The 26,225-nt window shown below is 59.5% G+C and carries 24 protein-coding genes, 1 tRNA gene and 2 pseudogenes; 6 read left to right on the top strand and 21 right to left on the bottom strand.

Annotated features, from left to right (window positions below; all coding sequences use genetic code 11):
* From ABVK50_RS11875 to ABVK50_RS11860, 4 genes are all read right to left on the bottom strand, one after another.
* Positions 1-219 carry a hypothetical protein gene (locus ABVK50_RS11875; RefSeq protein ID WP_353641372.1) on the bottom strand — a complete coding sequence of 73 codons (219 nt, stop codon included), beginning with the start codon at positions 217-219 and terminating at the stop codon, positions 1-3.
* Positions 220-221: 2 nt separating this feature from the next.
* Positions 222-1,895: a prohead protease/major capsid protein fusion protein gene (locus ABVK50_RS11870; protein WP_353641373.1), complete on the bottom strand. Its 1,674-nt coding sequence runs from the start codon at positions 1,893-1,895 to the stop codon at positions 222-224.
* A gap of 173 nt (positions 1,896-2,068) precedes the next feature.
* Entirely contained in the window at positions 2,069-3,442 is a 1,374-nt protein-coding gene (locus tag ABVK50_RS11865; protein ID WP_353641374.1) for a phage portal protein, read from the bottom strand.
* Between the two features lie 2 nt (positions 3,443-3,444).
* Positions 3,445-4,032, bottom strand: a complete 588-nt coding sequence (locus ABVK50_RS11860) for a hypothetical protein (RefSeq protein WP_353641375.1) — start codon at positions 4,030-4,032, stop codon at positions 3,445-3,447.
* Positions 4,033-4,237: 205 nt separating this feature from the next.
* Between ABVK50_RS11860 and ABVK50_RS11855 the strand changes: the two genes are divergently transcribed.
* Positions 4,238-4,465 (top strand): hypothetical protein, encoded by a 228-nt coding sequence (locus ABVK50_RS11855; protein WP_353641376.1) that lies wholly within the window; start codon positions 4,238-4,240, stop codon positions 4,463-4,465.
* A 16-nt stretch (positions 4,466-4,481) separates the two neighbouring features.
* Here ABVK50_RS11855 and ABVK50_RS11850 read toward each other — a convergent pair whose 3' ends face one another.
* From ABVK50_RS11850 to ABVK50_RS11825, 6 genes are all read right to left on the bottom strand, one after another.
* Positions 4,482-5,246: a hypothetical protein gene (locus tag ABVK50_RS11850; protein WP_353641377.1), complete on the bottom strand. Its 765-nt coding sequence runs from the start codon at positions 5,244-5,246 to the stop codon at positions 4,482-4,484.
* Positions 5,247-5,253: 7 nt separating this feature from the next.
* Positions 5,254-5,829, bottom strand: a complete 576-nt coding sequence (locus tag ABVK50_RS11845) for a hypothetical protein (RefSeq protein ID WP_353641378.1) — start codon at positions 5,827-5,829, stop codon at positions 5,254-5,256.
* 8 nt (positions 5,830-5,837) lie between these two features.
* On the bottom strand, positions 5,838-7,613 hold the full coding sequence (locus ABVK50_RS11840) for a phage terminase large subunit family protein (RefSeq protein ID WP_353641379.1): 1,776 nt from the start codon (positions 7,611-7,613) through the stop codon (positions 5,838-5,840).
* Positions 7,606-8,112 carry a hypothetical protein gene (locus ABVK50_RS11835; RefSeq protein WP_353641380.1) on the bottom strand — a complete coding sequence of 169 codons (507 nt, stop codon included), beginning with the start codon at positions 8,110-8,112 and terminating at the stop codon, positions 7,606-7,608. Before ABVK50_RS11835 ends, ABVK50_RS11840 begins: the two co-directional genes overlap by 8 nt.
* Before the next feature lie 381 nt (positions 8,113-8,493).
* Positions 8,494-10,572, bottom strand: coding sequence for a DUF5906 domain-containing protein (locus ABVK50_RS11830; RefSeq protein ID WP_353647031.1), 2,079 nt, complete (start codon positions 10,570-10,572; stop codon positions 8,494-8,496).
* A gap of 438 nt (positions 10,573-11,010) precedes the next feature.
* Positions 11,011-11,205, bottom strand: coding sequence for a hypothetical protein (locus ABVK50_RS11825; protein ID WP_353641382.1), 195 nt, complete (start codon positions 11,203-11,205; stop codon positions 11,011-11,013).
* Between the two features lie 765 nt (positions 11,206-11,970).
* On the opposite strand from ABVK50_RS11825, the pseudogene ABVK50_RS11820 reads away from it, so the two are divergent.
* Together ABVK50_RS11820 and ABVK50_RS11815 are read left to right on the top strand one after the other, a co-directional pair.
* Positions 11,971-12,514 (top strand): annotated as a pseudogene (locus ABVK50_RS11820) (transposase); the annotation flags it as partial.
* Between the two features lie 211 nt (positions 12,515-12,725).
* On the top strand, positions 12,726-13,181 hold the full coding sequence (locus tag ABVK50_RS11815) for a DUF1801 domain-containing protein (protein WP_353645956.1): 456 nt from the start codon (positions 12,726-12,728) through the stop codon (positions 13,179-13,181).
* A 517-nt stretch (positions 13,182-13,698) separates the two neighbouring features.
* Here ABVK50_RS11815 and ABVK50_RS11810 read toward each other — a convergent pair.
* From ABVK50_RS11810 to gcl, 7 genes are all read right to left on the bottom strand, one after another.
* Positions 13,699-14,130: a hypothetical protein gene (locus ABVK50_RS11810; protein WP_353641383.1), complete on the bottom strand. Its 432-nt coding sequence runs from the start codon at positions 14,128-14,130 to the stop codon at positions 13,699-13,701.
* A 475-nt stretch (positions 14,131-14,605) separates the two neighbouring features.
* Entirely contained in the window at positions 14,606-14,971 is a 366-nt protein-coding gene (locus tag ABVK50_RS11805; RefSeq protein WP_353641384.1) for a PRC-barrel domain-containing protein, read from the bottom strand.
* A gap of 74 nt (positions 14,972-15,045) precedes the next feature.
* Entirely contained in the window at positions 15,046-15,879 is an 834-nt protein-coding gene (gene kdsA / locus ABVK50_RS11800) for a 3-deoxy-8-phosphooctulonate synthase (RefSeq protein WP_353641385.1), read from the bottom strand.
* On the bottom strand, positions 15,876-16,754 hold the full coding sequence (locus tag ABVK50_RS11795) for a VOC family protein (protein WP_353641386.1): 879 nt from the start codon (positions 16,752-16,754) through the stop codon (positions 15,876-15,878). The genes kdsA and ABVK50_RS11795 overlap by 4 nt, the downstream gene beginning before the upstream one ends.
* A gap of 195 nt (positions 16,755-16,949) precedes the next feature.
* On the bottom strand, positions 16,950-17,837 hold the full coding sequence (locus tag ABVK50_RS11790; RefSeq protein ID WP_353641387.1) for a 2-hydroxy-3-oxopropionate reductase: 888 nt from the start codon (positions 17,835-17,837) through the stop codon (positions 16,950-16,952).
* 18 nt (positions 17,838-17,855) lie between these two features.
* Complete coding sequence (gene otnI / locus ABVK50_RS11785; RefSeq protein WP_353641388.1) at positions 17,856-18,656, bottom strand: 2-oxo-tetronate isomerase; 801 nt, start codon at positions 18,654-18,656, stop codon at positions 17,856-17,858.
* 17 nt (positions 18,657-18,673) lie between these two features.
* On the bottom strand, positions 18,674-20,455 hold the full coding sequence (gcl, locus tag ABVK50_RS11780; RefSeq protein WP_353641389.1) for a glyoxylate carboligase: 1,782 nt from the start codon (positions 20,453-20,455) through the stop codon (positions 18,674-18,676).
* A 184-nt stretch (positions 20,456-20,639) separates the two neighbouring features.
* On the opposite strand from gcl, the gene bhcR reads away from it, so the two are divergent.
* Positions 20,640-21,470: an HTH-type transcriptional regulator BhcR gene (bhcR, locus tag ABVK50_RS11775; RefSeq protein WP_353641390.1), complete on the top strand. Its 831-nt coding sequence runs from the start codon at positions 20,640-20,642 to the stop codon at positions 21,468-21,470.
* Between the two features lie 64 nt (positions 21,471-21,534).
* Here bhcR and ABVK50_RS11770 read toward each other — a convergent pair.
* The 3 genes and pseudogenes from ABVK50_RS11770 to ABVK50_RS11760 form a co-directional block, all read right to left on the bottom strand.
* Positions 21,535-21,618, bottom strand: a pseudogene (locus ABVK50_RS11770) (BA14K family protein); the annotation flags it as partial.
* Positions 21,619-21,636: 18 nt separating this feature from the next.
* Positions 21,637-21,855 (bottom strand): hypothetical protein, encoded by a 219-nt coding sequence (locus ABVK50_RS11765; protein WP_353641391.1) that lies wholly within the window; start codon positions 21,853-21,855, stop codon positions 21,637-21,639.
* Between the two features lie 173 nt (positions 21,856-22,028).
* On the bottom strand, positions 22,029-22,190 hold the full coding sequence (locus tag ABVK50_RS11760) for a hypothetical protein (protein ID WP_353641392.1): 162 nt from the start codon (positions 22,188-22,190) through the stop codon (positions 22,029-22,031).
* A gap of 290 nt (positions 22,191-22,480) precedes the next feature.
* Between ABVK50_RS11760 and ABVK50_RS11755 the strand changes: the two genes are divergently transcribed.
* Positions 22,481-22,556, top strand: a tRNA-Thr gene (locus tag ABVK50_RS11755).
* Positions 22,557-22,582: 26 nt separating this feature from the next.
* Entirely contained in the window at positions 22,583-24,229 is a 1,647-nt protein-coding gene (locus ABVK50_RS11750; RefSeq protein WP_353641393.1) for a hypothetical protein, read from the top strand.
* Between the two features lie 83 nt (positions 24,230-24,312).
* Here ABVK50_RS11750 and ABVK50_RS11745 read toward each other — a convergent pair whose 3' ends face one another.
* Positions 24,313-26,088, bottom strand: coding sequence for an AAA family ATPase (locus ABVK50_RS11745; protein WP_353641394.1), 1,776 nt, complete (start codon positions 26,086-26,088; stop codon positions 24,313-24,315).
* Positions 26,089-26,225: the final 137 nt, after the last annotated feature.

Raw genomic sequence — 26,225 nt, 5'->3', positions numbered from 1 at the left:
TCAGATTCCTTTTGAAGTCTTGAAGAGGATGGTGTTGGCGGGTTTGGCCTGCGCTGCCGCAATCGCCGCGTCGGCGGCCGCGAGCGCCCGCGCCATTTCGGCGTCGGACTTGTAGATGACGGTTTCCCCGTTTTGGTCGCGGAACTCGCGTGCCCCGTTGAGACGCGCCTGAAACAGCGCGTCCCGCCAAGCGATCATGTCGGCAAGCGACGCGGCCATGGTTACGCGCCCGGATTGAGGTAAGCGCCGCGCCAATCGACCGCGCCAGCGCCGAAGTCGAGCACGACTCGGAACTCCATGCCCAGCACGTCCCAGCCTTCGCGGCTCGCCATCTGCGGACCTTGGGCGCTGGACAGGTAGGCATATTCGAGCACGGGCAGGACGGCCGGATCGGCAAAAACATACCAGGACTCGTCGGTGATCCGGGGTTCGACCAGAAGCGACAGCTTGCCGGTGAAGGGGTTCGCGTCGCTGAAGGTCGTGGCGTAGATCGTCGCCAAGACCTGTTCGGCCGCCGTTTCAAGCTCCGGCCCGACGACAAGGAAGCGGGGCGTCGCGTTGATCGGCGTCTTGCCGTCCAGCGCCTTCATGCCGCGCATGGCGAGCCGGGCGGCGCTAAGGGTCGTCACGTCCACGGCCGCCCCGGTGCCCGCAAGGTTGCCGTGAGCGGCCGAAAACAGGTCTTCGTCGTCCTCGCCCATGGCGGGATTGGACAGAAGCAGAGTGACCAGAAGGTTCGCTTCCGTCTCCGCTGCCATCCGGCCCGCCGTCGCGCCCCAATCGCGGAACGCGCCAAGGTCGTCATTGATCAGCGCCTTTCGGGAAATGGCGAACTGCGTCGCATAGGTGTCGAGCGAGTAGGACTCGGCCGCCTCGCCCCGCGACGTGTGCGTGATCTCGCCCGACTCGCTCACCTTCTGGAGAAGGCCGATGTCGGACAGCTTCAGCTTGGACGCCGGGCGAAAGTCCGCAAGGGTCGTCTGCCGGGCGAGCGCCGTCTTGATCGGCGACGCGGCCGCCTGATAGCTCTCCGTAAGCGTACGAGTGCCGACGCCCGTGAGAAGCTGGGGGAAGTCGCTGGTCGTGTGCATCGCCGCCCGGAAGAGCGCGTCGGCGTCCATGCCGCGCGTCGAGATGCCCGCCGCTTCGACCAGCGCGCGGGCGTGGTCGCGAAGCGAGTCGCTCATGAAGGGGCGGGCTTCGTCGGTCGGGGCGGTGCCGCTCACGCGGGCGTATAGCGCCTCTTCGCGCCGCGTGCGGATCACGGCCGGGTCTTCGCTGGACGGGCTCACCACGCGAATCCGGGGCGTGTTGCGGGTCCGCGCCTGCATCGCCTCGAACGCTTCCGCACGGGCTTCCGTGGCGGACAGGTCGCGGTCGATCATGTCGTCCGCCTGTTCCGTCGTCATGCCCGCCGCGCGGGCAATCTGGCGAATTTGCGCACGGGTCTCGGCCGGAGTGTCTCCCGTACGAACGTCTTCGTTCTCAATGATGTCTTCGGGCATGTTCTCACTCCGAAAGGTTGCGCCCGGATCGGCCGGGACCGGCACGGCGGAAACTTCAAAGATCGACCACGCCGCCGCCGTGCGGACGCGGACCTTGTTTTCGAGGGAGTCGGCCCAGCGTTGGACGCGGTAGCCGACAGAGACGCCACGAATGACGCCTTGCCGGATGCGCTCGACGATGGGCTTCACGTCGTCGGACTGAAGCAAACGAATGGTGGCAATCAGCGCGTTGCCTGCCGTGCGGAAGGCGGTCACGACGCCGATGGTGTCGCGGGCACTGGCCTGCCGGTGCCCGTCCAGAACGGGCGCGCCGACCAGCCGCGACGTGTCCAGCCCCTGCCGGGTCCAGCCGCTCGACATACGCCCCGCGCTGGTCGCGGCGCTGGACATCGGAAAACGTCGAGATGGTCGCTTCAACGGTCAACGCCGCTTCGTCGAACGACTCGGGCGAGATGACCGCGCGGCGGGTCATCACGTCTTGCGATTCCAGCGGCAACCGGCCGTGGCGGACGCATTCGGGAAACACGTCGTCATATTTCCGGCGGCGGGCGGGAACGAGCTTCCTAACTCCCGGCATCGGCGGACTCCTTCGTCATCGGCCGCGTGTCGGCGGCAATCTCTTCGTCCAGTTGTTCGATAGACCAGCCGCGTTCGGCGACGGCCTTGCGACGGCTGGTAAGCCCAGCCTCGATTTCGGCAACGGTCGCTTGCGTGTCCTTCAGCGGATCGACCTGAAGCGGCTTGGGCGGCAACCACTCGACGGCCAGCCATTCGCGGCCGAACTCGCCCGCGTCGAGTTCGCCGGACAGCGCCGCATAAGTGATCACGCGCCGCCACACGGGGGCGAGGAATTGCGGAACGAAGGTGCCGTATTGGATTTGCTCAACGCGCTGGCGGAACGGCAAAAGACCGGCCCGAAGGCTCGAATAGTTCGCGCCGGTCAAGTCGCCGTCCACGAAATGCGTCGGCAGGCCCAGCCCGGCGGCAAGTTGCTGAAGGTTGAGTCGAAGGAAGGCGGCCACTTCCGCCGTCTGGTGGGGCGTCGAAAACTTGATGTCCATGCCCGTCGGCAGGCGGCGCAACGTGCCGGGCTCAAGTCCGGCTTCCAAGACGCCGCCCTCGCCCGTGCCGTCGAACGGCTCGCCCGCCGCGCCATTCTGGTCGATCAGGAAGCCGGCGTGCATGGCCGCGACCTTCACGCCGACAAGAAGGGCGTCGAGCAGCTGGTCTAGCTCACTCGCGGGCAGGATGACCGGCGCAAGCCACGGCACGCCCCGGACCTGCCCGGCCGCCAGCGGCTTCATTACGTGCAGGATTTCGGATGCGTCGATCCGCACGGGCGGCGCATAGGTAGCGAACTGATCGTGGGGGCGTGACGGCAGGGCGTGATAGGCAACGCGGCGGCCATCGGCGTCGAACTCCACGCCCTGCACGATCACGCCGCCGTTGCCAAGTTCGCGCGTCATGGACTCGTCGATCAGTTCCGGCGGGATCAGCCGGACGCGAAGACCGTCGGAATCGAGGAACTGGACGAAGGCTTCCCCGTCCGCGACAAGACCGCGCGCCACGTCCGCCTGCGAGCCCCAAAAGGTCGTGCGGCCGTCGGCGTCTGCCTCTTCCGCCCAAGTATTGAAGAGCGTCGCCAGCGTCTTCCGTGCGGCCGCGTCGGGATGCTGGGAAGTCGGCATGATGCCAGCGCCGACCAGCGCGCCGGTCCAGTTGGCGACGGCGTTTGCAATCCACGGGTTGTTGTTGGCGAGATAACGGGCACGGCCGCGAAGGCTCGCCCCGGCGGCCGCCACTTCGGGATTGATCCGGCCGAAGGTGCCCATGCCCCAGCCGCGACAGCCGCCCGCCGCGCCGTCGAACCGGCGGATATGCTGCGGCCGTGTCGTGCGGCGGAAGAGATTGAAGGGATTGGGCAACCGGACGGGCATGGTCAGTTCACCTTGCCGCGCGAGTGCATCCGGTCGAGCACGTCGCCAAGATCGATGGCTAGGACCGCCCGTTGCGAGAATTTCGAAAGGTCATAACCAAGGTCGAAACCGCGCCCGGCGGCCGGTTTGTAGAGGCGGGCAGCGTGGACGACCTTGAAATTGTCGTGCCGGAGCGTCCACAATTCGAGCGTCCAGTCGCGGTCGCCTTCCGTAAACTTGCGGATCACCAGTGCGCCGGGGGTGAAGCGCGGAACGTCCCCGTCGAAGGCCGCCGCGTTCCACTCATAGAGGCAGTTAGCGACGACAAGACACGCGCTCTTATCCCGAATGCCCATTTCGATCAGCCGAAGCAGGAGAGCGCACACGATGCAGGTGGCCGGGGTATAAAGGTACGCGCCGCGTGATCCTGTCTCGCGATACGGTGCCCACAAATAGCTTTGCGAAGCGAACTGCCGAAGGCTGGCGTGAAGCTTTGCCCGATCCTCGCCCGGTTCGGCGATCGTGTCCGCAACGTCCATGATGGTCATGAAGTGACCGGGGTTGCGCAGGATTGGCTTCGCAAAGAGCGCGTGGGTGTTTTCTTCGATCATTTCGGGGCTCCGATTCCAGCGTGGTCTCGGGTTTCATGATGCCAAAAACTTCAATAATATCAATAAGCTACCAAAAGTTGCTAATTGACCTTGCGGGGAAGTCTCGGGTAGATTCCAGCCTCCCCGACGGGAATTGTCCCCCTGTCAGGTTCCCTTGATTGGCCGGAGCGGGCGGCGGCCCCGGTCTTTTTGCAAAGGTTCAACGATGCACAGAGTTTTCGCGCTCGACGTGATGCCGGACGGCCGGGTCGTCCCGGTCGCGCCGGAAGACCTGCCGGACTTCACCAAGCCGCCGGAAGGACTTTCGCGGCAGTTGCGACGGCAATGGGAACGGCGTTATAGGGACTTTTGCGCCCAATATGACCTGCCCGCCGATCTCGCGTGGTATCGGGCGAGCAAGGCAACACTCGGCGAGGGTTGGAGCGGCTTCTAGTGATCGCCGTGATCAGTTACGCGCCAACAGCGTCGCGTATTTTGTCTAGGAACCTGGCTTTAAATTCGTCGGGATATGAAACACCTTTTGTGAGCCTCGACGCTACTTTTTCCGCTAAGTCCGCCTTTTTGTAGCTGATGCCATTTCTCTCAACAACATCATCAGTAATTTTGAGTGCGCCGCCGGCTCCATATATGCCATCAATTATGCTAGTGGGATAATAGTGCTCAATTCCATTCATGGACCACACCACAATGTTTTCGCGTGGGATGCCCATCCTCTTGATTTCTTCGACTAATCCCCGGGAATGAACTGAATCCAGAACCGGAAAAATTCGGTCACGATAGGGGCTCTTTTGCAGATCGGCGAAAAAGCTGGATGCCACGTATATCATTTGCTTAACACGGCTATCGTCCCCCGCATGCACCACACTGAACATGGTGTCCGGAAACTCTAATTCTAAAGCTCTCCTTATAAAAATGTCCTCGCATTTCCCCTCCACAACAACAATGATACTCGGTAGATACAGAGTCTCAAACCGATTACCAAGAAGAAAGAAATGAATTCTGTTGAATTCCTGCTGCGTGGCGACGGAATCAATATCGATTAGGTCTCCGTTCTTGGAAACAACATAATTATTATTTATTCTTCGCCTATCGAGAAATATTGTTGAATGGGTGGCCATCACCAACGTTTTTATATGTGAGAAGTATGCTTTCCTGCTCTCCAAATCGAACAAGAAGTCGGCGAGTATCCCTTGCGCTTCCGGGCTGATTCCCAATTCTGGCTCATCGATTAGGGATCGTTTTATATTCCTTATCCAACAGACAGGTCAGAATCGACGCAATTAGGCGCACGCCAGAGCTGGTATAAGAAAGATTGTGACCTCCGCAACTTAGATATCTTTGTGACATCTCGTTTAAAGGATCAGCTTTCATAATCTTAATTTCTGCGCCTAACAATCTTTTCATAATAGAGAAGAATTTGTCTCGCGTATCATCATCAAATGCCGCAATTGATTGCTGTAGATTTATTGGCGAGTTATCGATGTTGTGATTTTGCCGCCGCCATTGCTGAAATTGTTGCCACCATTGAGACTTCTTGTTCCTATTTGGCGTGTAAAAATTCAGTGCGTGGAAATTTGTATACCTAGCTGGCCCAATGTAAGCTGCCTCTTGCCCGATTTGCTCAGTAAGAGTTTTTAGAAGAAATGACTTTCCACAATTATTTCTTCCGATAAGAACAGAATACTCTGATCCTTTGATGCGATCCAATTGAACCTTTGCTTTGTCCGTTATTGCTGTATTTGGACGTTCTTCAAATCCATAATCCAATGGTTTGCCCCGCCTCGTATCACCATTCATGCTTCGAATCAGATGACTGCCCTGTTGAGCCACGCAGACCTTATCACGGTTGGGCGGGGTTTGGGCATGGTGGCGTTGGCAACTTCCTCTTCGCGCCGGTCCAGATTGGCCGTGACCAACCCTCGCACGGCCATGCCGTAGATGACGCAATCGAGCGACTCGGCCCGGCGGCCGGGAATGCGCTCCCATAGGCGGACGGGCGCGCCGCGCACATAACGCATGATCAGGCGTTCCGACGCCAGTTCTTCATAAAAGCGGGCTTCCAAGTGGCCGCTGAAGCGGACGGTGCGGCCGCGCGTCAAACGGCTGGCAAGCTGCCCCTTCAGGCCGTCCACGCCGACGATGAAAAGCTTCGTCCCTTTCGTGTCGCTGGCCCGGATTGCAGGGCGATTCCCGGTCGCGCCCTTCAAAGCGTATATACGCCTCGCCATACGAGCCCGTGTGAAGGCGATAACGCGGTCCATAGTCTCTCCGTCCCCGGCGTCCACTCCGGCCGCGTCCACGCGCAGGATTCCGCCTTTCGGGTGCTTCCAAATGGTGCGAAGCGCGTCGTCGAGTTCCGACCACACGTCATCGCCCGCCGGGTCGCCATAGATGACGCTTTGGCCCAGCACGTAAACGTCATCGCGAGACCAGCCAAGGAAGACGATTTCCAGCCGGTCGCGTTGCACGTCCACGCCCGCCGTGATGACCAGCACGTCCGGCGGAATGGCGGCAAGTCCGAACGGCTCCGCACGGGCGGCAAGCGCGGCTTCGTCAATCTCTTCGGCCGCTTCGCGCCAGCCTTGGGCGAGGATCGTGTTGACGAAGACCTGAAGCGTGTCCGGGCTCTTCTTCGCCTCGACGAACTCGGCCGCCAACTTGCCCCATGAGGCGTTCGCCAGCGTCGAGACGAGGGCGTTGAGGCGGAATCCGGCATGGCCGCGCACATGCGGCGCGGTCGCTCGCCAGCGGCCGTTTTCGACCATGGCCACCTTGTGCCGCTCTTCCACGACGGAACCGCATTCCGGGCAAACGTAGTGCGCCCGCTCCGGCTCGCCTTCCGGCCACTGTATATCGGCCCAGGTGATTTCGTGACAGTGGCCGCACTCCGGGCACGGCACTTCGAAGACGCGCCGATCCGACCGGGCGTAGGACCGGAGCACGTTCGATGTCTCTTCGATGGTCGGCGTGCTGCCCACGATGATCTTGCGGTTTGCGAAGGACAGCGTGCGCCGCTCGGCAAGCGTGACCGGCGAACCTTCCGCGCCGGGCTCCATGGCGTCGGCTTCGTCGATCAACAGCACGCGGGCATTGTGTCGGCGAAGGTTCCGGGGCGACTTCGCGGCAACAATCTTCAGCGAGCCGCCAGCGAAGCGGCGGCTCAACAACGTATTTCTGCCGGTCTCGTCGGCGTCGGCCGATAGCAGGCCCCGGAGCGCGGGCGTCGCCTCGAAGATCGGTTCAAGGTCGCTCACGACGTAATCGCGGCAGTCCGCTTCCGTCGGCAAAAGGCATAAAATCGGGCTTGGTTCGTTGGCGACATAGGACGCGAGCGCGCCGGTCAACAGTGTGGTGAAGCCGACGCGCACCGGTTTGACCAGCGTCACGCGCTCTAGCTCCGGGTCCGAAATGGCGTCGGCGATTTCCCGCTGATACGGCCACAGGCTCACGCGGCCGGGCAGCGCCGATACGCCTTCCGGCAGGCGCATGTGCGTTTCGATCCATTCCGACAGGCGAAGGCGCGGGGGCGGGACCAGCGCCCGGAGCGCGCGGCGGCGGCTTTCGATTAGAGCTTCAGTCACGGGCGATCTCCGCTAGGGCGTCGCGGATTTCGCGATCGATGGACGTCATGTCGTGCGCGGTCAGGTGTCCAAGCCGTTGCTGGATTCTGGACGGCAGGGCGAGCATGGCGGCGCGGACGTGCCGGAGGATGGCGGACCATTCGCGCTCGACTTCCACCGCCGGGATAAGCTCACTGCGGGCGACGGCGTTCGCGGTTTCCAGTTTCTCCGCTTGGGCTTGCGCCGCGCGGGTCTTCGCCGCCGTGTAGGCGGGATCGGCACGGCCCCGGCCGGAAGTCTTGGACCGCTGGTCGGCGCAATAGGCGAGGATCGACGCCCGGAGCGCGTAGCGGGCGCGGGCGGCGCGGGTGAGCACGCCCGCAATGGTCAGTTCATCAATGCGGCGTCGGGACAGGCCCAGCCATTCCGCAAGCTCTTCGGCCGTGACCAGCGAATCGGCAGGTTGCTTACGGACAGTGCCGACCAGTTCTTCGATGTCCGCTAAAATCGTGGATTCCATTTCCTATTTTTCCTCACAGACTGAAATGGCGGGGTCTGCGCCACCCGCGACGGCCGCCAGCCGGGAAGGACCCGACTCCCCCCAGTATGGCGGTGATCCAAATGATCCTTCGCCCGATCCAACTGCCCAGCGGGCGCAAACCATTGACTTTATTAGCTGATCCAACTGATCCGGCTGATCCCGCTGATTCCGACGAATTTCGGTTAGGGAACGCACTGGCGACTCTACGACGGCCAAGCCATGCGCTCGCCTGCTTACAAACCTCAAAACCAGTTGGATCAGTTGGATCAGTTGGATCACCGAATTTTACTGACGGATTCCATTCAGCTTTTCCGATCCAACTGGATCGACCGTCGCATTTCTGAAGCTGGATCAGTTGGATCATTCGCCTTCCCCCCAATCGACGGGCGCGCCCAGCCAATCGCCAAATGCCTTGCGGCATTCCGCCAGCGGCGGAATCACATACAGGCGCGGCCCCGGTTTCCCATCGACGCGCGGGCGGGACTCGCCCAAGCCGGGCAGCATCTTGTGCAACTCGATTCCGAATTGCGTCGAGTTCACCGCGTCGCCTTGGTGACGGTTTTCCCGGACGAAGGATTCATATCGGCCCCGGATGTCGTCGCGCTCCACCGTCACCGTCTCTTCCCAATCCTCGAACTCGCCAACATCGCCATTGTGCAGGAACTCGAACCACCAGCGTTCGACGCCGCGAAGCGTGTTGAGCTTCTGGTCGCGAAGGGCTTCCGTTTGCGGCACGTCCCGGACGTTGAAGTCGGACAGATCCACGTCGAGCAAATGGGCGAGGAATCCCGCCGGGCCGTCGCCCTCAATCTCGGAATAGAGCGCGTTGAAGTATGCCTTGTCCTCCATGCGGGAATCGCTCACGTCAAAGACGGCATAGCGGCGTTCGTCGTGGGTCGCGGGCACGGCCCAAGACTCGTTTGTCGTCATGAACATTCGAAGGAAGGAGTCGACTTCAACCGTGTCCACGCCCTTCTTTTCGATGGGCATCGTCTCCGAAGTGATCAGCGCTTGCAGCGTCCCCTTCTTATCCTGCGCTCCCGACCAAAACGAATCTTCGACGTGAACCAATAGTGCCGTGGCGAACGGTGCGTTGAAGCGCTGTGTAAGAGCGTCAGAACGCGTGACATGAGCCACGTGGCGTTTGCCGACGATGCGCCGGAGAATGACCGCAAGCGTGTCCTTGCCCGCGCCCTTGCCGCCCTTGAAGACCAGCGCCACGCCCGGCTTGCGGCCGGGGTTCTGCACCAAGTCCGCCAGCCATCCGACGATGTAGCGGGCATGGGTGCGGTCGCCGTTGGCGAGCACGTCGCGGATATGGGCGAGTATCAAGTCGCAAGAGGCGTCCGGGTCCGGCTCGACGGCCCAGCCGGTCCATAGGTTGAGCGCCGTGCGCGGGGCGTTGCGGGTCGGATCGAAGACGATTTCCGAATACTCACGGCGGCGCGGGTCGCGAAGCCAATGGTGCGACGCCGGTTCCATCCGCTTCCCGTCGGGCGTTGGCACGCGGTCATTGGCGAAGAGCGTGTGCAGGTCTTCGACTCGGCCTAGGTGGAAGTTGTCACGCTTGAACTCGACGACCAGCGTGCGCCCGGCATGGCGAGCGAGCGCGAACCGCTCATTGACCCGCGTCGTTATCGGATCGGCCGAAGGTGTGCCGACAAGATCGTCGATATCCGCCATCACGTCATCGTCGAACCGGTCGCGCGGCGACGGCGCGTGTGCCCAAGCCCGATCAATCGCCCGTTCGCCTTTCTTGGCGACATGGGCGGCCGCGCGGTCGTCTTCCTCGATAGCGGCAATGAAGTCAGCCTTCGTGCCGCCGCTCAATTTGATCTTGCGAGCGAGACGGTAGAGGAAGCCGCTATCCGACTCGTCGCGCGGCTTGCCTTGGAAGGCAGGCCCGGCCGTGTGGACCAGCCAGCGAAGATCGTCGAGCGTGACAATGCGGAGCCGCTGGACGCCGACAAGATCGTCCAGCGGCTCGCCCGTGACGGCGTAATAGCGGCCGCCAAGATCAAGCGCCATTTCGCAGTGCTCGCCCTTGGTGAAGGCGATGCGATGCTTCGGCCCCATGGCCTGCCGATCGGAGGCGCGGACAAGGAAGAACAACTTCACGCCCTTCCGGCTGGGGCTGATCTCGGCATAGGTGCGGAAAACGCTCACGACATCTTCGGCCCAGCCCGCCAGCGCGTCGCCGTCGAGACAGGTGTCTAGGTCCACGCCGCAAAGGTGGAAGCCTTCGCCAAGGTCGCCCAGCATGACGCCGACGCCGCCCTTGATCTTGGGCGCGTAGCGCATGGCGGCCGCGCGGGTCGCCCATGTGGACGGGTCGTCGGACTTCGCCCGGCGGCCGGTCGCGGGGCTATAGGGAACCTTCGTCGACTTTCCCTCGCGAAGCTCCGTCCGCCACGCTACCCACTGCCGTTCATCGTTCAAATCGGCGAGCGTCCGAAGATGCAAATGCGTTGTGTTTGCAGTAGAATTTTGGTAGGCATGAGCGGTCATTTGGGAAGCCCCTTATTGACAAGTTGTCCAATGCAATGCTGCGATCCAGCGCCGCTCCGGTCGTCCTCCGGAGCGGCGCTTCTCTTTTCGGATTGGTGGATAAATGCAGAAATTTTGCTGCACATTTTGCTGTACAAATTGCAGCACAGATACATACCAACTAATTGAAAAATAATAACTTCATAATTGGCATGGCGGAGGCCCGGGGAGCCAGTCTTTTCAAATACTTAGCCGAATGCGTACGTTGCAGAGAAATGCGTTATGTACGTTATGGGTTATGTACGTTATATGTACGCAACGCCGGTTTGCTTGGTCGCCGGCCACCGCCCCTTACGTTCACGGCTGCCTAGACTCGCCCTTCGTCAATCCTCACGCTTCAATCAGGTCGAGTTGAATTTGATGCCACGGGATAATCTCCTCGACTTCAGGTTGTAACGCTCCAAATGTGACGGGCCGCGGTTGGTAGCGCATCCTGAAACTTTGCCAAATCGACTTGCTTACCGACAATTCGTTTTCGTATCCGCTGGATTGTGCCACCTCCTTTTTTTGTTCTTTATATTCCATGTGGACCCGGCCGATATCGTCGTTGCGGCCGAAACGCCGCGAGAAGAACAGGCCCGGCTGGTCGTCGGTTGTGGTCGATTCGTAATAGCTAATAGTAAGCGAGAGGGGGCTCTGGCGCGCCCTTCAGATCCTCGTGTAAGCAATAGGTGAAAAGCTCCGCATGCTTGCCGTCATCTGCGACTTTCTCGGGAGATATACCCGCTTCGTCCAAGAAGCGCAGCATCCTATACAAACCGTAACCATAGACCGCAGGCGTGGTGAGGATCGCCGCGACCGCCAAGGATCGATGTCGGGTTCCGACTCGAGGATGTCGGCGAGATTCCGCCTCGAAGGAGACCGGCTCTCCGGGACGGTCCCAGAGTTCCTTCAGCACCTGGCCTTCAGACTCGCCTTCTGCCGCATTACGCAGGAGCCGCTTCCAGCTCCAGCCTCATCCTGAGCGGTGAGAAGAAGTGAATAGTTCCGGCCGTTGAGAAGCAAGTAATCCCCGACTGCCAGGCGCCCGCGGCGGCCGCGTCGAGCCGTGCTATCTGCGCGTCCGTATCATTAAGGTCCAACCCGCAGAAACGCAGCAGAAAACCGAACTGTCCGCGAAAATAGGGGTGGTGCTCTGCCCGGTAGATACGCTCCGGCCAACCCTCACCCAGCTCAATGAGATGCGCCTTGATCCGCTCCTCTGCCACCTAGCCGCGGAAGAAGCCCCACACATCGCCTCCCCACCCCGCGAGATGGCGGGTGATATCGTCCATCCACGGTGCTAAAGGCGCCTATGGCTCGGCCGAGAACCTCGCCTGGCTCGTTTATGACCGCGGGATCGAGCCGCACACTCCGGTCTTCGACAGTCCGAGCGCCGCGACGGCACCTTCGAACGGACCGACTTCACCTACGACCACCGCCGCGATCTCTACACCTGCCCGGGTGGAAAGGAGTTGCGTCAGTGCCAGAAGGTCTACCGGATGCCGCGCCCTCTCGTCGACGAGAACGGCCTGATGCGCTCGACTGCGACGCCTGTGCCCTCAGACCCCGATGCTGCCCGAACGCGCCGGCCCGCAAGATCCTGCGGTCGATCCACGAGGGCGCACGCAACATGGCGCGCGACATCGCCACGACGGATGCCTACGTCACCTCCCGGCGGCAGCGAAAGATAGTCGAGATGCTATTCGCTCACCTGAAACGGATCCTGAAGCTCGACCGCCTGCGACTGCGAGGTCCGCATGGCGCCCGAGACGAGTTCCACCTCGCAGCCGCCGCCCAGAACCTCCGCAAGCTCGCGAAACTAATCCCGATAGCGGCGCCGAAACCGGCGTGAGGGGCGAAAGCCTCGCTCGTCCGAGATCGAGACCTTCACGACTCGCTGCAACCAGCCGACTTCTTCAACGGTATCGGCGCCTCGCGAACATTCACGGGCGGTTTACCAGGTTGCAAAACTGTAGGTAGAAGTGAACACAATGGCCAAAAGGGCGTCCAATAATTCGGCGAAGGTCGCCGCCGACAACATGCACGACGAAGGCGACACCACCATGGAGAACAGCATGAGCGGCCCGATTGAAGTCAACGGCGAAGCCTCTCCTTCTCAGCTGATAGATGCGAGAATCAAGGAGCTGGGCGATTGGCGGGGCGAGACGCTTGCGCGGGTCCGAGGTCTCATAAAGCAGGCCGACCCCGAAGTGGTCGAAGAGGTGAAATGGAGAAAGCCGTCGAACATGTTGGGGGTTCCGGTGTGGGAGCACGACGGAATCATCTGCACCGGCGAGACATACAAGGACAAGGTGAAGCTGACCTTCGCCAAGGGCGCCTCGTTGGAGGACCCTTCGGGCCTCTTCAACTCCAGCCTGGAAGGCAACACCCGCCGCGCCATCGATTTCTATGAGGGCGACAAGATCGACGAGGAGGCGTTGAAGGCGCTCATTCGCGCCGCCGTGGCGAAGAACATTTCGGCGCGAACTGCCGCTCGCCCGGTCCGCTCTCGCAAATAAATCAAGAACGCCTGAGGAGCGTCGAACCGGCTGGTTCACCTGCTAATCGCCGTCCAGCGCGACTGCGGGAAAGTGATATTCCGCCCTAACCCTCAGCGTCCTCTGCCAGGAACTCGGACCTGATCCATTCGGCAAACTCTCCGCGCACGATGCAGTTGGCTTCCGTGCACTCGTTGGGTCCGCGTTGGATATAGGCTGAGCGCCCTTCGTAGCATCCTGCCGAATAGTAGCGGGAAACCCGCGACCATCCGTTCACGCTTTCATAAACGGGTACCGACTCGCCGAAGAAGAACCGGCCAACAACACCGCATTGCATGGAAGGGCAGGTTCTTCTTTGGACGTCGTCCACACGGATCGACATCCGCTCCTGAGCTTTGGCTGGGACCAGCAAAACGCACGCAATTGCCACAAGCGTCAACGACCGCACGATCGAGTGTCCTTGATCATCGCTGTGTCTGCTGGTCCAGCAACGCCGAGGTAGCCACCTCAGGCCAGATTAGATGGTATGACAGACAGTTCAGCTGTCCGTAGCGGCTGGACTCATCTGCACCTCGCGTACCGGAAGGCTGTCCATCGCGAGCAACTGATCAGCGCAAGCGTCGAGTGCACCAGGGACAGTCTTTTCCATGCCCGTAAGCAAGGCCCATCCGCCTTCCTCGATGAAGTCATCGCGCTCCCAGGATGAGGCTTCCTTCAACGCGGCAAACTTTGCCGCCGCATCTGTATCGGCGGCGAATTTTTGGACACAGGCCGCCGCGACCAATTCGGCACGGGCGTCGCGTGCTGCACGTTCAGCCATGAGGGCGGCATTTCCACCCGTAGTCCAGCCTCCTGCTGTGAAGCCGATGATCATGGTAGCTACGGCGACGCCGACGGCGCTCCAGAACCACAGCGTCTTCGACGGACGATAATTTTCCCAACGTTGCGAGAGGGTTTGGTTCTCAGACATTTCCTGGCCCTTTCTTCTGTAACAGGATGTTTCGTATATTTACATTTCGAGAGTAACAGGCGCGATTGCATTTTTGAACCCGCAAAACAGAAACGTGAAAACGGCTTGAGACATCGGAAATGCGCGGTGGTGGAGCGCATTCTTGGATTTGAGGGCAACAGGAGCCGCGCCTTCCGCGCCGCTATGACAGCAGCTGCAGAGGGGCAGTCGTTGCATCATCTCAACGAGATCTGGCTGCCGCGCGGAACGATGGATAGGCAGCAAAACGCCGGTACCCGGATATCCGTTTTGCGGTACCGTTTGGCGCACTCGCGTCGGTTGCTGCGAACCATCTATGGGCGCGAAAATGGCGCTGAAAAAGGTCCGCGCAGAGGGTCCATCGACGGAAATTCGGCGGTCTGCGGACGAGCTTCCGCAAATGGCTCAGGGCGGTCCTTCGCCCTGCAGGATCAATAGCTTTTAAGCCTGCAACGGATCAGTACCAGTAGGGATCGACCTTGTAATAGGCGAATGCCGCTTCGCGCGTGGTTTTGCCGTCGCGGCTGCTCAATTCATCGATGGAATAGGACGGCGCGGCTTCGAGCTGTTCCCTGGTAAAGGGCACGACATAGCCGCCGCGATTTTCCTCATAGTCCAGGACCGCCCACGGAATTGCGTGGTATTTTTCGCCGATTCCAAGGAATCCGCCAAAACCTATGACGGCAAACATGATGTTGTTCGACAGCTTGTCGAGCATCACATCCTCGATCGTTCCGATACTTTGGCCGGCCGTGTTGTAGACTGCCGTGCCGATGACGCGCGAGGCGGCAATGGCCTCGGTGTGGCCGCTGGGAGTCGTCATTTTCCTGCTCCTCGTTTGCTCGAGTTCATGAGCAGAGAACGGAGAGCGCTTTGCGATGTTCCGTAATGAATGTCTCAGGCCTTGGCTATCCGGTCGAAGGACATCAGGCGTTCCACAAGAGCCGGAAGATCCTTGAGCGGCACCATGTTGGGCCCGTCCGAGGAGGTCGAATTGTCCGGGTCCTGATGCGTCTCGATGAACACGCCGGCGACCCCGACGGCAACCGCCGCACGCGCCAGCGTTTCGACGAAACGCCGCTCTCCGCCCGACGAGCCGCCCTGCCCGCCCGGCTGCTGCACCGAATGAGTGGCGTCGAAGATCACGGGCGCGCCGATCTCGGCCATGATCGGCAAAGCGCGCATGTCCGAAACCAGCGTGTTGTAGCCGAAGGAGGCGCCGCGCTCGGTGACCAGCACATTGGCATTGCCGGAGCCGGTGATCTTGCCGACCACATTCCTCATGTCCCAGGGCGCCAGGAACTGGCCCTTCTTCACATTGATCACCTTGCCGGTCTGGGCGGCGGCGATAAGGAGATCGGTCTGGCGCGAGAGGAACGCCGGGATCTGCAATATGTCGACATAGGGCGCCACGATGCGACACTGCTCTTCCGAATGCACGTCGGTCAGCACCGGAAGCGAGAATTCCTTGCGCAGATCGGCGAAGACCGGCAGCGCCGCCTCCAGCCCTGCGCCGCGCGTCGCCGAAAGCGAGGTCCGGTTGGCCTTGTCGTAGCTGGTCTTGTAGACGAGGCCGATGCCGAGCCTTGCCGCCATCTCCTTCAGAGCGCCGGCCATTTCGAACGCATGATCGCGCGATTCGAGTTGGCAAGGGCCGGCGATCAGCGTCAGCGGCTTGTCATTGGCAAAGACTGCGTTGCCGGCGGCGACTGTCCAATTCGGTACGTTCATGAGTTTTCCTCGAAAGCGAAGACGGCGCCCTGCCCCGGCGCGGGCGGGATGATCAGGCGGTCGCCGATACGGTGATGAAGGATGGCGGCTTCCCGCAGATTTGCCTCGGCGGCGGCCAGGCTGCGGACGCCTAAGGTGACGGCCGCGAGGCGGAACGGGCCGTCCGGCGCCGCCATGTCGAAACGCTCGGCAAAGGCCGGCGCATCGAGCACTTCGACGGTCGCATTCGCAGCGCGGATGGCGTCTTCCGCGGCGCTGACCTCCACGCCTGCAATCGGCGCAATGAGTTCACGCCATTCGTCAGGCCTGCTTCCCGTCGCGGTGACCGCGACAAGCCGGGTAGCACCATTTGCGTGCGCCTGGAGCGCGGAGCGATCGACTTCGGGCACGTTTATGCGCTCGCAGGTGAAGAAGAATGCATCGCCGGTATGGCCGGCCGTGGCGAAGGCCAGCCTGAAGGAGGCGGTGTCGCTTTTGCCGTCGGGACCGACGAAATCGCGCGAAAAGGACAGCATGTCGCCCGCCGAGACGCCGCGCGCGCGGAAATCCGCATGGTCGGATGCAGCATCAGCCGAGCCGAACACCAGCGCGGAAAACCCCTCGTCGCCATGGCTGAGCCGGAACAGGCGATCGCGTGCGATGAAGACGTTGCCGGCCGACACGGCCGCGTCGGCACTCTCCGCATCGCCGACCGCCAACGGTTCGAGAAACGTGCCGTCCGCGAAATAAACGCAGGCGTTTTCGGTGCCGAATGGATGCACGCCGGTCGGCGCCACGGTAAAGCCGAGCGCGTCGAGCCGCGCCCGCGCTACGTCGAGGCTCGCAGCAGGCAAGACCAGATGGTCGATCGACCGGATTGGGTTGGTGTGGATCATCGGCCCGCCATGTGCCTGAAAACGGTCGTTGGTTCAAGGCAGACGTAGGGCGCTAAAATCTCGGAGGAAGGGTGGTTTTTACGGTATGTCCGTGAAGCAGCGCAGGGCCCTGAAATGCGACGCGAAAACGGTATCCGCCCCGCCCGCTTTTACACCAATTAGCCCGCCTTGCGCCTTTTCCCGCTTAGGCAGAATTTATGCACACACCTCATGCCCTGCGAGACGCTCCAGAGCCCGCACCAGCGCCGAATGATCCTCCTTGGCGCCGCCATTCGCCACGCAGGAATTGAACAATTGCTGGGTGGTCGAGGTATTCGGCAATGCTACCCCTAGCGTTTTCGCGCCTTCCAGTGCCAGGTTCAGATCCTTCTGATGCAGTTCGATGCGGAAGCCGGGCGCGAATGTGCGCTTCACCATGCGCTCGCCATGCACTTCGAGAATGCGCGATGCGGCCAGCCCGCCCATCAGCGCCTGCCTGACCTTTGCCGGGTCGGCGCCTGCTTTCGAAGCAAAAACAAGGGCTTCGGCCACCGCTTCAATGGTCAGTGCCACCACGATCTGGTTGGCGACCTTGGTGGTCTGCCCGACGCCGTTCGGCCCGACAAGTGTGATATTTTTACCCATCTTTTCAAAGACTTGCCGCGCCCGCTCGAACGCCTTCTCCTCGCCGCCGACCATGATGGTCAGCGACGCCGCCCTGGCGCCCACCTCCCCGCCCGACACCGGCGCGTCGAGGTAGTCGCAGCCGAGAACATTGATTTCATTGGCAAATTCCTTGGTCTTGATCGGCGAGATCGAGCTCATATCGATCACCAGCTTACCCGGCGACAGCCCCTCCGCCACCCCCTTCTCGCCGAACAGGACTTCGGCGACCTGCGGCGTATCCGGAACCATCGTGATAATAATATCAGCAGCTTGCGCCACCGCGTCGTGCCCTTTCACCGCCTTCAGCCCCTTGGCGACAAGCTCGCTCGGCAGCGGCTTGCGATGCTCGCTGGAGATGACCGTGTAGCCCGCGTCGAGCAGATGCCCCGCCATTGGAGCGCCCATAATGCCCAATCCGATAAAGCCGATCTTTTCCATTCTCTTTTCCTAAGCCATTCAGGCGGCTACGTTTTCAGCGGATTTAGACGCCTGGCGGAGCCAGCCCAGCCCTTCCACCGTCCCTGCCTTCGGCTTGTATTCCGCGCCCACCCAGCCGGAGTAGCCGATGCGGTCGAGGTGCTTGTAGAGGAAAGGATAGTTGATCTCGCCCGTCCCCGGCTCGTGCCGGCCGGGATTGTCCGCAAGCTGGATATGCGCGATGCGGTCGAGGTTTGCCTCGATAGTACGGGCGAGATCCCCCTCCATGATTTGCATGTGGTAGATATCGTATTGCAGGAAAATATTCCCTGAGCCGACGCGACTCATGATCGCCAGCGCCTGGCTCGAATTGTTCAGGAAAAAGCCCGGAATATCGTGGGTATTGATCGGCTCGATCAGCAGCTTTATGTCTTCTTTTTCAAGCTTTTCAGCCGCGAATTTCAGGTTTTCAACGAAGATGTCCTCAAGCGCATCACGCTCCGCGCCTTCCGGGACTATTCCGGCCAGGCAATTGACCTGCCCGCAGCCGAGCGCCTTGGCGTAGGTGATCGCCGTATCGACCCCCTTGCGGAACTCGCCGACACGATCCGGCAGAATAGCGATGCCGCGCTCGCCCCTGCCCCAGTCGCCGGGCGGCAGGTTGAACAGCACCTGGGCGAGCCCGTTCTTCGAAAGTCGCGCGGCAACCGTCTCCGGCTCGTAATCGTATGGCCCGATATATTCGACACCCTTGAAACCCGCCCGGGCAGCGGCATCAAACCGGTCCAGGAAATCGTGCTCGCCAAAGAGCATTGAGAGGTTGGCAGAAAATTTCGGCATTTTTCTTCCCTTGAAACTCAATCGAGCATGGCGATGGCTGTCGGCGCGTCTTCATTGCGCTCGGCAAGCTCTTCGAATTCAACGATCTTGTCGATTTCCGTGCCCATGGAAATGTTGGTGACGCGTTCGAGTATAAACTCTACCACCACCGGAACCTGATGCTCGTTCATCAGCCTTTCCGCCTCGGCGAATGCTGCCGCGCACTCTTCCGGCTTCTTCACCCGGATCGCCTTGCAGCCCATGGCTTCGGCGACGGCGACATGATCGACGCCGTAGCCGGCTTCGGAATCGCCCGCCCGATTGATGTTCTCGAAGGACAGGCTGACCTCGAAATCCATCGAGAAGTTGCGCTGCGCCTGGCGAATCAGCCCGAGATAAGCGTTGTTCACGACGACATGGATGTAGGGCAGCTTATGTTGTGCGCCGACCGCCAGTTCCTCGATCATGAACTGGAAATCATAGTCGCCCGACAGCGCAACGATCGTTCGGTCCGGATCGGCGGCGCGCACGCCTAGCGCTGCCGGCAAGGTCCAGCCGAGCGGGCCGGCCTGGCCGCAATTGATCCAGTTGCGCGGCTTGAACACATGCAGGAACTGCGCACCGGCGATCTGACTGAGGCCGATCGTGGTGACGTAGCAGGTGTCGCGCCCGAAAGCCTCGTTCATCTCCTCATAGACGCGCTGCGGCTTCATTGGGATCTGGTCGAAATGCGTCTTGCGATTCATGGTTTTCTTGCGCTGCTGGCACTCCCTGGCCCAGCCGCTCCAGTCGTGCAGTTTGCCCGCCGTTTTCCATTCGGTTGCGACGTCGAGCAGCATCTTCAGCGCCTCCCCGGCATCGGAGACGACGCCGAGATCCGGCGCGAAGACGCGGCCGATCTGCGTCGGCTCGATGTCGACGTGGACGAATTTGCGGCCGGCGGTGTAGGTCTCGACCGAGCCGGTGTGGCGGTTGGCCCAGCGATTGCCGATGCCGAGCACGAAATCGGAGGCAAGCATTGTGGCGTTGCCGTAGCGGTGCGAGGTCTGCAGTCCGCACATGCCGGCCATCAGCCGGTGGTCGTCGGGGATCGCGCCCCAGCCCATCAAGGTCGGAATGACAGGAACGCCGGTGATTTCGGCAAACTCGATCAGCAGATCCGACGCATCGGCATTGATGACGCCGCCGCCGGCCACGATCAACGGGCGCTCCGCCGCATTCAGCATCGCGAGCGTCTTTTCCGCCTGGAGCCGCGACATTGCAGGCTTGTGGACGGCCAGCGGTTCATAGGCATCAATGTCGAATTCGATCTCGGCAAGCTGGACGTCGACCGGCAGGTCGATCAGCACCGGCCCCGGCCGCCCGGAGCGCATGAGGTAAAACGCCTTTTGCAGCGCCATCGGCACCAGGTAGGGCTCCATCACCATCACCGCCCATTTCGAAACGGGCGCTGCGATTGCCGCGATGTCGACGGCCTGAAAATCCTCTTTGTTCAACCGGGCGCGCGGCGCCTGGCCGGTGATGCACAATATCGGGATGGAATCTGCGGCGGCCGAATAGAGGCCGGTGATCATGTCGGTGCCGGCCGGCCCGGAGGTGCCGACGCACAGGCCGATATTGCCGGCTTTAGCGCGGGTGTAGCCTTCGGCCATGTGCGAGGCGCCCTCGACATGACGCGCCAGTATGTGGCGGATCGTGCCGCGCGCCTTCAGCGCCGAATAGAACGGGTTGATCGCGGCGCCCGGCACGCCGAACGCGCAATCGATGCCCTCTTTTTCGAGAACGAGAACCGCCGCATCGACGGCGCGCATCCTGGCCATTGTCGTGGCTCCTCAACTGAAATCCGATCCTGCCCAGAATGCCTTCAACGAGACTGGTTTTCAATTTTTTCAGAATATTTTTTCATTTTCATAATGATGCTCTTTGCCGCTGATTTCTCAGCATTTTCAGTTTTTCAAACTTCCCCCTGTTCCAAAACGTGAAATATTTTTTTATACTTCGCTCATGGATGCTACCGAAAAACGTCAGCGCGGCCGCCCGCGAGCCTTCAGCCCTTCGCCGGACACCGGGCAGGTCCAATCCCTCGACCGCGCATTGCGCATATTGGCCATCGTCGCCGAAGGCAGCGGCCTGTCTCTGAGCGAGATAGCGGCCAAATCCGGCCTCGCTGCCTCGACCGCCTATCGCATGCTGACCACTCTGGAGGCACACGGCATGGTCGAGTTCGACCGCACCGACCAGCTATGGTCGATCGGCGTCGAAACCTACCGCATGGGTTCGGCCTTCCTGCGCCGGCGCAAGCTGGTTGATCGCGCCCGGGTGGTGATGCAGGATCTGATGGAAAAAACCGGCGAAACCGCCAATCTCGGTGTGGCGGAGGATGACTGCGTCGTCTTCGTCAGCCAGGTCGAGACGCATCAGGCGATCCGCGCCTTCTTCCGACCGGGCACGCGCAGCTCGTTTCACGCCTCGGGGATAGGCAAGGCGATCCTTGCGCATCTGCCGCAGGAACGGGTCGCCGCGATTATCCGTAAGACCGGCCTCGAAGGCTTTACGCAAAAAACCCTTTCCAGCGCGCCAGCGCTGGCGCGGGATCTTGCCGAAATCAGGGAGCGTGGCTGGTCGGTCGACGACGAGGAGCGGCATCCCGGCATGCGCTGCGTCGCCGCCGCCATCTTCAACGAGTTCGGCGAGCCGATCGGCGGCATTTCGGTATCGGGACCGACGGTGCGTATTACGCAGGAGCGCCTTGCCGCGGTCGGTCCGCTGGTCCGCGACGCGGCGGCCGGAATCACCGGCATGATCGGGGGTTTCGCGCTCACGAATCCATCCTGATTGCAATGCCGAAAAGGGCAGCTGGCGCCGCCCTTCAGCTTATCTGATTCGATCGCGTCCTCCTCTACAGTCGACAATAATGATAGCGGCCATCGAAGCCGCGGTAGGTGTCGGTGCGGTGGTCGTAGCTCCGATAGCGGGCGTAGCAGCGGGCGACATGGGCCTCTCAGGAACTGGCCGGGTGATACCCGCCGGAGTAGTGCCCGTGATAAGCCGGCTGCGAGTTGGCGATCGTCGCGCCGATGATGAAGCCGCCTATGCCGGCGATCGCCGCGGCTTCGCCGGGCGAAAGGCTTCCGGCCGATGATTGCTGGGTGGCGCCGAGAACGGCGCTGATGGCGATGACGGCGGCGACGCCTGAAACGAGAATGCGTTTGAACGACATGACGGTCTCCTTGATCCGATGGCCGAGGCGTCGATCCGCCTCATGCCAGTCAGTCGCGTCGACCGGGGAAAAGGTTCAGCACTCCTTCTATTTTTTTCCAGGAGCGCAGTTCTGTACTGCCCGCCGTGTTGAGATTCAGGTCAGGTCCGTAAGGTCTGAATTTCGATCCGCCACTATCCCATGCCCGTGACGTGGCGCAGATAGAAGGCGAGCGCGATGAAGCCGATGGCGAAGGCGATGCCGTTCCAGTCCAGAGGGCGCTTCCTGTCGAGAAGCTTCAAGATCAGAACCCAGATCACGACCACGAACAGGGCGATGACGACCAATCTCAGCATTGGCTGGCTCCACGGAACCGGTGTTCACTGGCATTTGATATGGTGGCGATCCGGCGGATTTCTAGTCGGGCACGGCCGCTTTCAACGGCCAAGCGGCAGTCCGCACCGCATTCCAGTCGCGACTTTAGTCTTTACTGGCGCATCAGATATGATAACCGGAGCCCCGCGCCCTTGTAGCTCAGCTGGTAGAGCAGCGGTTTTGTAATTCGCTGGATCAATCAGCTAACGTGCTTGGAAAACTACAACATTTTCCAAAACCGAGTTTCAGGGGTAAAGTCAGGGGTAAAAGTGCCGCGTTAGCTCAGTTGGTAGAGCAACCGCCTTGTAAGCGGTAGGTCGAGGGTTCAAGTCCTTCACGCGGCACCATTTCCCGCTCATTTTGCAGGTTTCTCATGCATGAAAACGACGAGGAACTTCGCTGGCGGCTTGAGGTGCTAAAAGCACAGCTAGAGTCCGGCAAAATCTACATCGCGGACCATCTCGTTGATGATCTGAAAAAAAGTCTGGGCGCCGTGAGGTACAGTCTCGATGGTAGAATTGACTTAGCGACGGTCGATAGCCGCGTTCGGTCAATGTCGCTTGTGACGGCGTTCATGCACCAACGTGATAAAGCCAAGGCGGCGATATCGCTAATTGACATTTCCCGCATGTACTTCGAATTCGTCGAGAAGAACCTTGGTTTTCTTGCCAAGCAGGCAAGCGAGAATAGCCTCGACGCAGCGGAATTTGCATCGGCTATCATCAGCATTCCCGCAGCGGTGGATGAATTGTCGACGAATGCATCAAAATTCTTAGAGGCACTCGGCGAATTTTGGGATTCAGTCGCCGATTCGTCGCATTATCACTTGCAAGACTTGATGGCTTCCAAGGCCATTTTTGGGGGCGATCTTTTTCCTAGTTATACGCAAAACATAGCTAGTTCTGTCGGGCTTTACATCGACACCATAATTCTGGGAGACCCATTCTGGAACTCGAAGCATGTTTTCGATCACGGGTCGGCGAAGCAAAAAGCGTTTTATCTAGCCAAGCATGCAATCAATGTATTGCAATATCGCGATCTTGCTACAGAAGATTTTCCAAAACCTATAGTGGTATTTTCACCGTTTCGCTCGTCAATTGATGACGATGAAAAGTCCTTTCTGCAAAGAATTGCGACAGAGGACGGGCTAAAGCATGCTTCGGCCCTCTACGGTAGACAGTTTAAAACAATCGAAGAACTCAAGGAGTTTAGCGCGCTATTAGATACGCCCGAAAAAGTTATGTCGACCTTGGTCGATCCATCTAGATTGCTGTTCGACACCGAGTGGACTGAGCCGCTCCAGGCGCAAATCCGGCGAGCGCTAAATGGCGAATGGGGCGAGCTTACCAACGATCCGCATGCCGGGCGAATGATAGCGGGCCAGTGTTTCGGCCGGATGGGGCAAGCGACAGACCTCTTGCTGAAAAGCAGATATCTCTCAGGCGTGCCACTTATCGACGCTCCCACTTCTTGGCAGTATTTCAACTGGAAGCTTGAATACAATTCTGCTCTCACTCCCGAACACCAAGCTCATCTTCACATGGTGAAGGGCCTTCAGCACGTAGCGCAGTCTGACGAGCAATGGCTGGGGAAAATTCCGCCGGAAGCGCTTATCGAGATGCGCAAAGAAGGAGCCTTTGAAGAAATCCGAAATGTATTGGGAAGTGGAGTCGAAGAGCTAGCGATCGCGAATCCAACAGGCTTCTTCCGAACAAGCGACAAAATCGTCGACAATATACGAAACGCCTTCGCTGACCATATGAAAGAGGTAAGCAACCTTCGAAAGAAGAAGATTAAGTTCGCAGGCTACGATGTCGGATCGATGTTAATTGCTGGGGGAATCGACATTACGTCGATCATTGCGGGGACGCCCACGTTCGGTGCCGCCAGCTTCGCGGTTAACCAACTCGTTGACGCGCCAAAACTTCGCGACATACCTGAACGTTACCGAACATTGAAAAACGCTCATAACGAATTGAGAAAGTCTCCTATGGGGATGTTTTTCCGCCACAGAAAGTAAATTTTCTTCTTGTCCAATGTGCCAGTGTCAGAAATCGAAAAGATCGGTTGATGTGGTCATGGCTTGCGCGTCGACGAGGCAATCTAATTGCTTGCCGATCGCGCAGAAAACGATTTCAGCATTTCGACTATTTCCATCATCTCGGTTGGCACCTCGTCGTTTCGCATTGCGTCGATGATTGCCATTGGCGTTACAGTCACACTGAACGTCTTCTGGCTGAACCTGTTGACCTCTGACAGGGCTTCTTTGCCAGAGACGATGTTAAGCCTTGCTTCTGGGTCCCCCCATTTCTCTTCAAAATCTTCCAACGTCTTCTGTGTTAAAGTTGCACTATGCTCCCCGCTACCGCGACTCCTCTCGAACTGGCGGCGGGTTTCGGCAGTTTGGGCCATCGCGTAACTTTTCGTTGAGGTGCAATACTCATCTAGCGCGGGGGCGATATCGGGAGCTTCTGGGGTTGCTTGTCCAGAACGCCTAGCCTGCTCCGCCAGTCGTTGCAGCGCCGCGCGGTTGATGGCAATCGGAACCAGCAAAAAGTTCTCGACTTCCTTGCGGCGGTAGATCCTCACCTCGTCGCAAAATTCTCGGCACTTTTCTGCTATGTGGTCGCACTCGCCATCGGACCGATAGTCTCGATCCAGCAAAGCAGCTGCGAGCACCGAGGTCCCTAAGGTCGACTCCATGCCCTTCTTTAGGTTGCGCTCCGGGTTAAAGCCTTCAACCGGTATGACCGCGAAATCTCGTCGGCTTCCTACGCCGTCGGCACCAAGTTTCCGAGCGAACTTTCCGAGAATTTGAAAATCCTTACCCTCTACGAAAAGGACCCGACGAGTTTTAGCCAGTTGGGTCAAAATTGGGTTCAGGTTCGACCCAAGGTCACTAAATACCGTCGCGAGTTGAGAAGGGTCCTTGATTCGCTTCCCAGATGAGCGGCGTTTGTTTATCAGGACAATATCGTTAGTCTCGGCCTCCACAATCATTTCGGTAGAGTGTGTGGCTAGAAGGATATCGGGGCCAAGATTTCTCAGAATCGATAGAAGTTGCCGCTGTAGTTCAGAATGTAGGTAGATGTCCGGTTCATCAATTAGGAACAACGATGCATCTTTCGATTGAATCACGTGAGTTAGCATCTGGCACCAGACTTGAAAACCGAAGCCTGACCAAAATATTTCTCGTGGCCGCCGATCTTCTGGGCAATACATATGCAGTAGTGGCTTTTCATGCGAATTGTCGACTTCTGGTGGCTCGATATCCATACCGGGCCACGTTTGTTGAAGTGCTGCCCGAAAATCATCAAAACGATCAGGAAAATGGTACCAAATATTTCGGAAATTTCTCGCGGCGCGATAGCTAAAGAGTGCCAACCTCGCGGCTTCCTCTTGGTATAGTTGTTCGTGGTGATCAACTGGTCCAAGAATTGGTACGAAACCAATTTTTGAGTTGAAATGTTTTTTAAATGCCGATGGACTGTAATAATTTTTACCTTGAGCATCCGGAATCAAATAACAAACACCTTGTTCTGGGAAGTATAACGTAAGCGTGTTCGCATTTGTAATCGTAAACTTAACGAAGGCAGGTTCTTCGTCGTCGTAGTCGAAGAAAATGTTTTCTTCAGCGACGGAGATCGTTCTAAGGTCTACTTCATGTCCGTAAACCATACCTGCTGGGCCTCGAACCAACACTGCACCTTTGGCGGATGCTCGACGTAAAGCCGCTGCAAGAATCCGGAATGCGGATAGCACCGTCGACTTGCCTGCGTTGTTGGGCCCTACCAAGATGTTGAAGTGCCGAAGGTCGATTCGAAAATTTTTAAACGCTTTGAACCGGTGGAATTCGACTTTGGTGAATTTTTGCTGCATTTCGAGGCCCGGAATCGCTGTGGCTATTTACGTTAGAACCCGCCGTGCGTGAAATCTGCATGACTCGGTGATGGTCGAATGCGCATCCATGCTCGTTCTGGCGAACTCCGATCGAGAGGATCACCGCACCAAGGACT

Source organism: Mesorhizobium sp. WSM2240 (assembly GCF_040438645.1).
GTDB lineage: Bacteria > Pseudomonadota > Alphaproteobacteria > Rhizobiales > Rhizobiaceae > Allomesorhizobium.
This window is presented reverse-complemented; position numbering and strand designations above follow the sequence as displayed.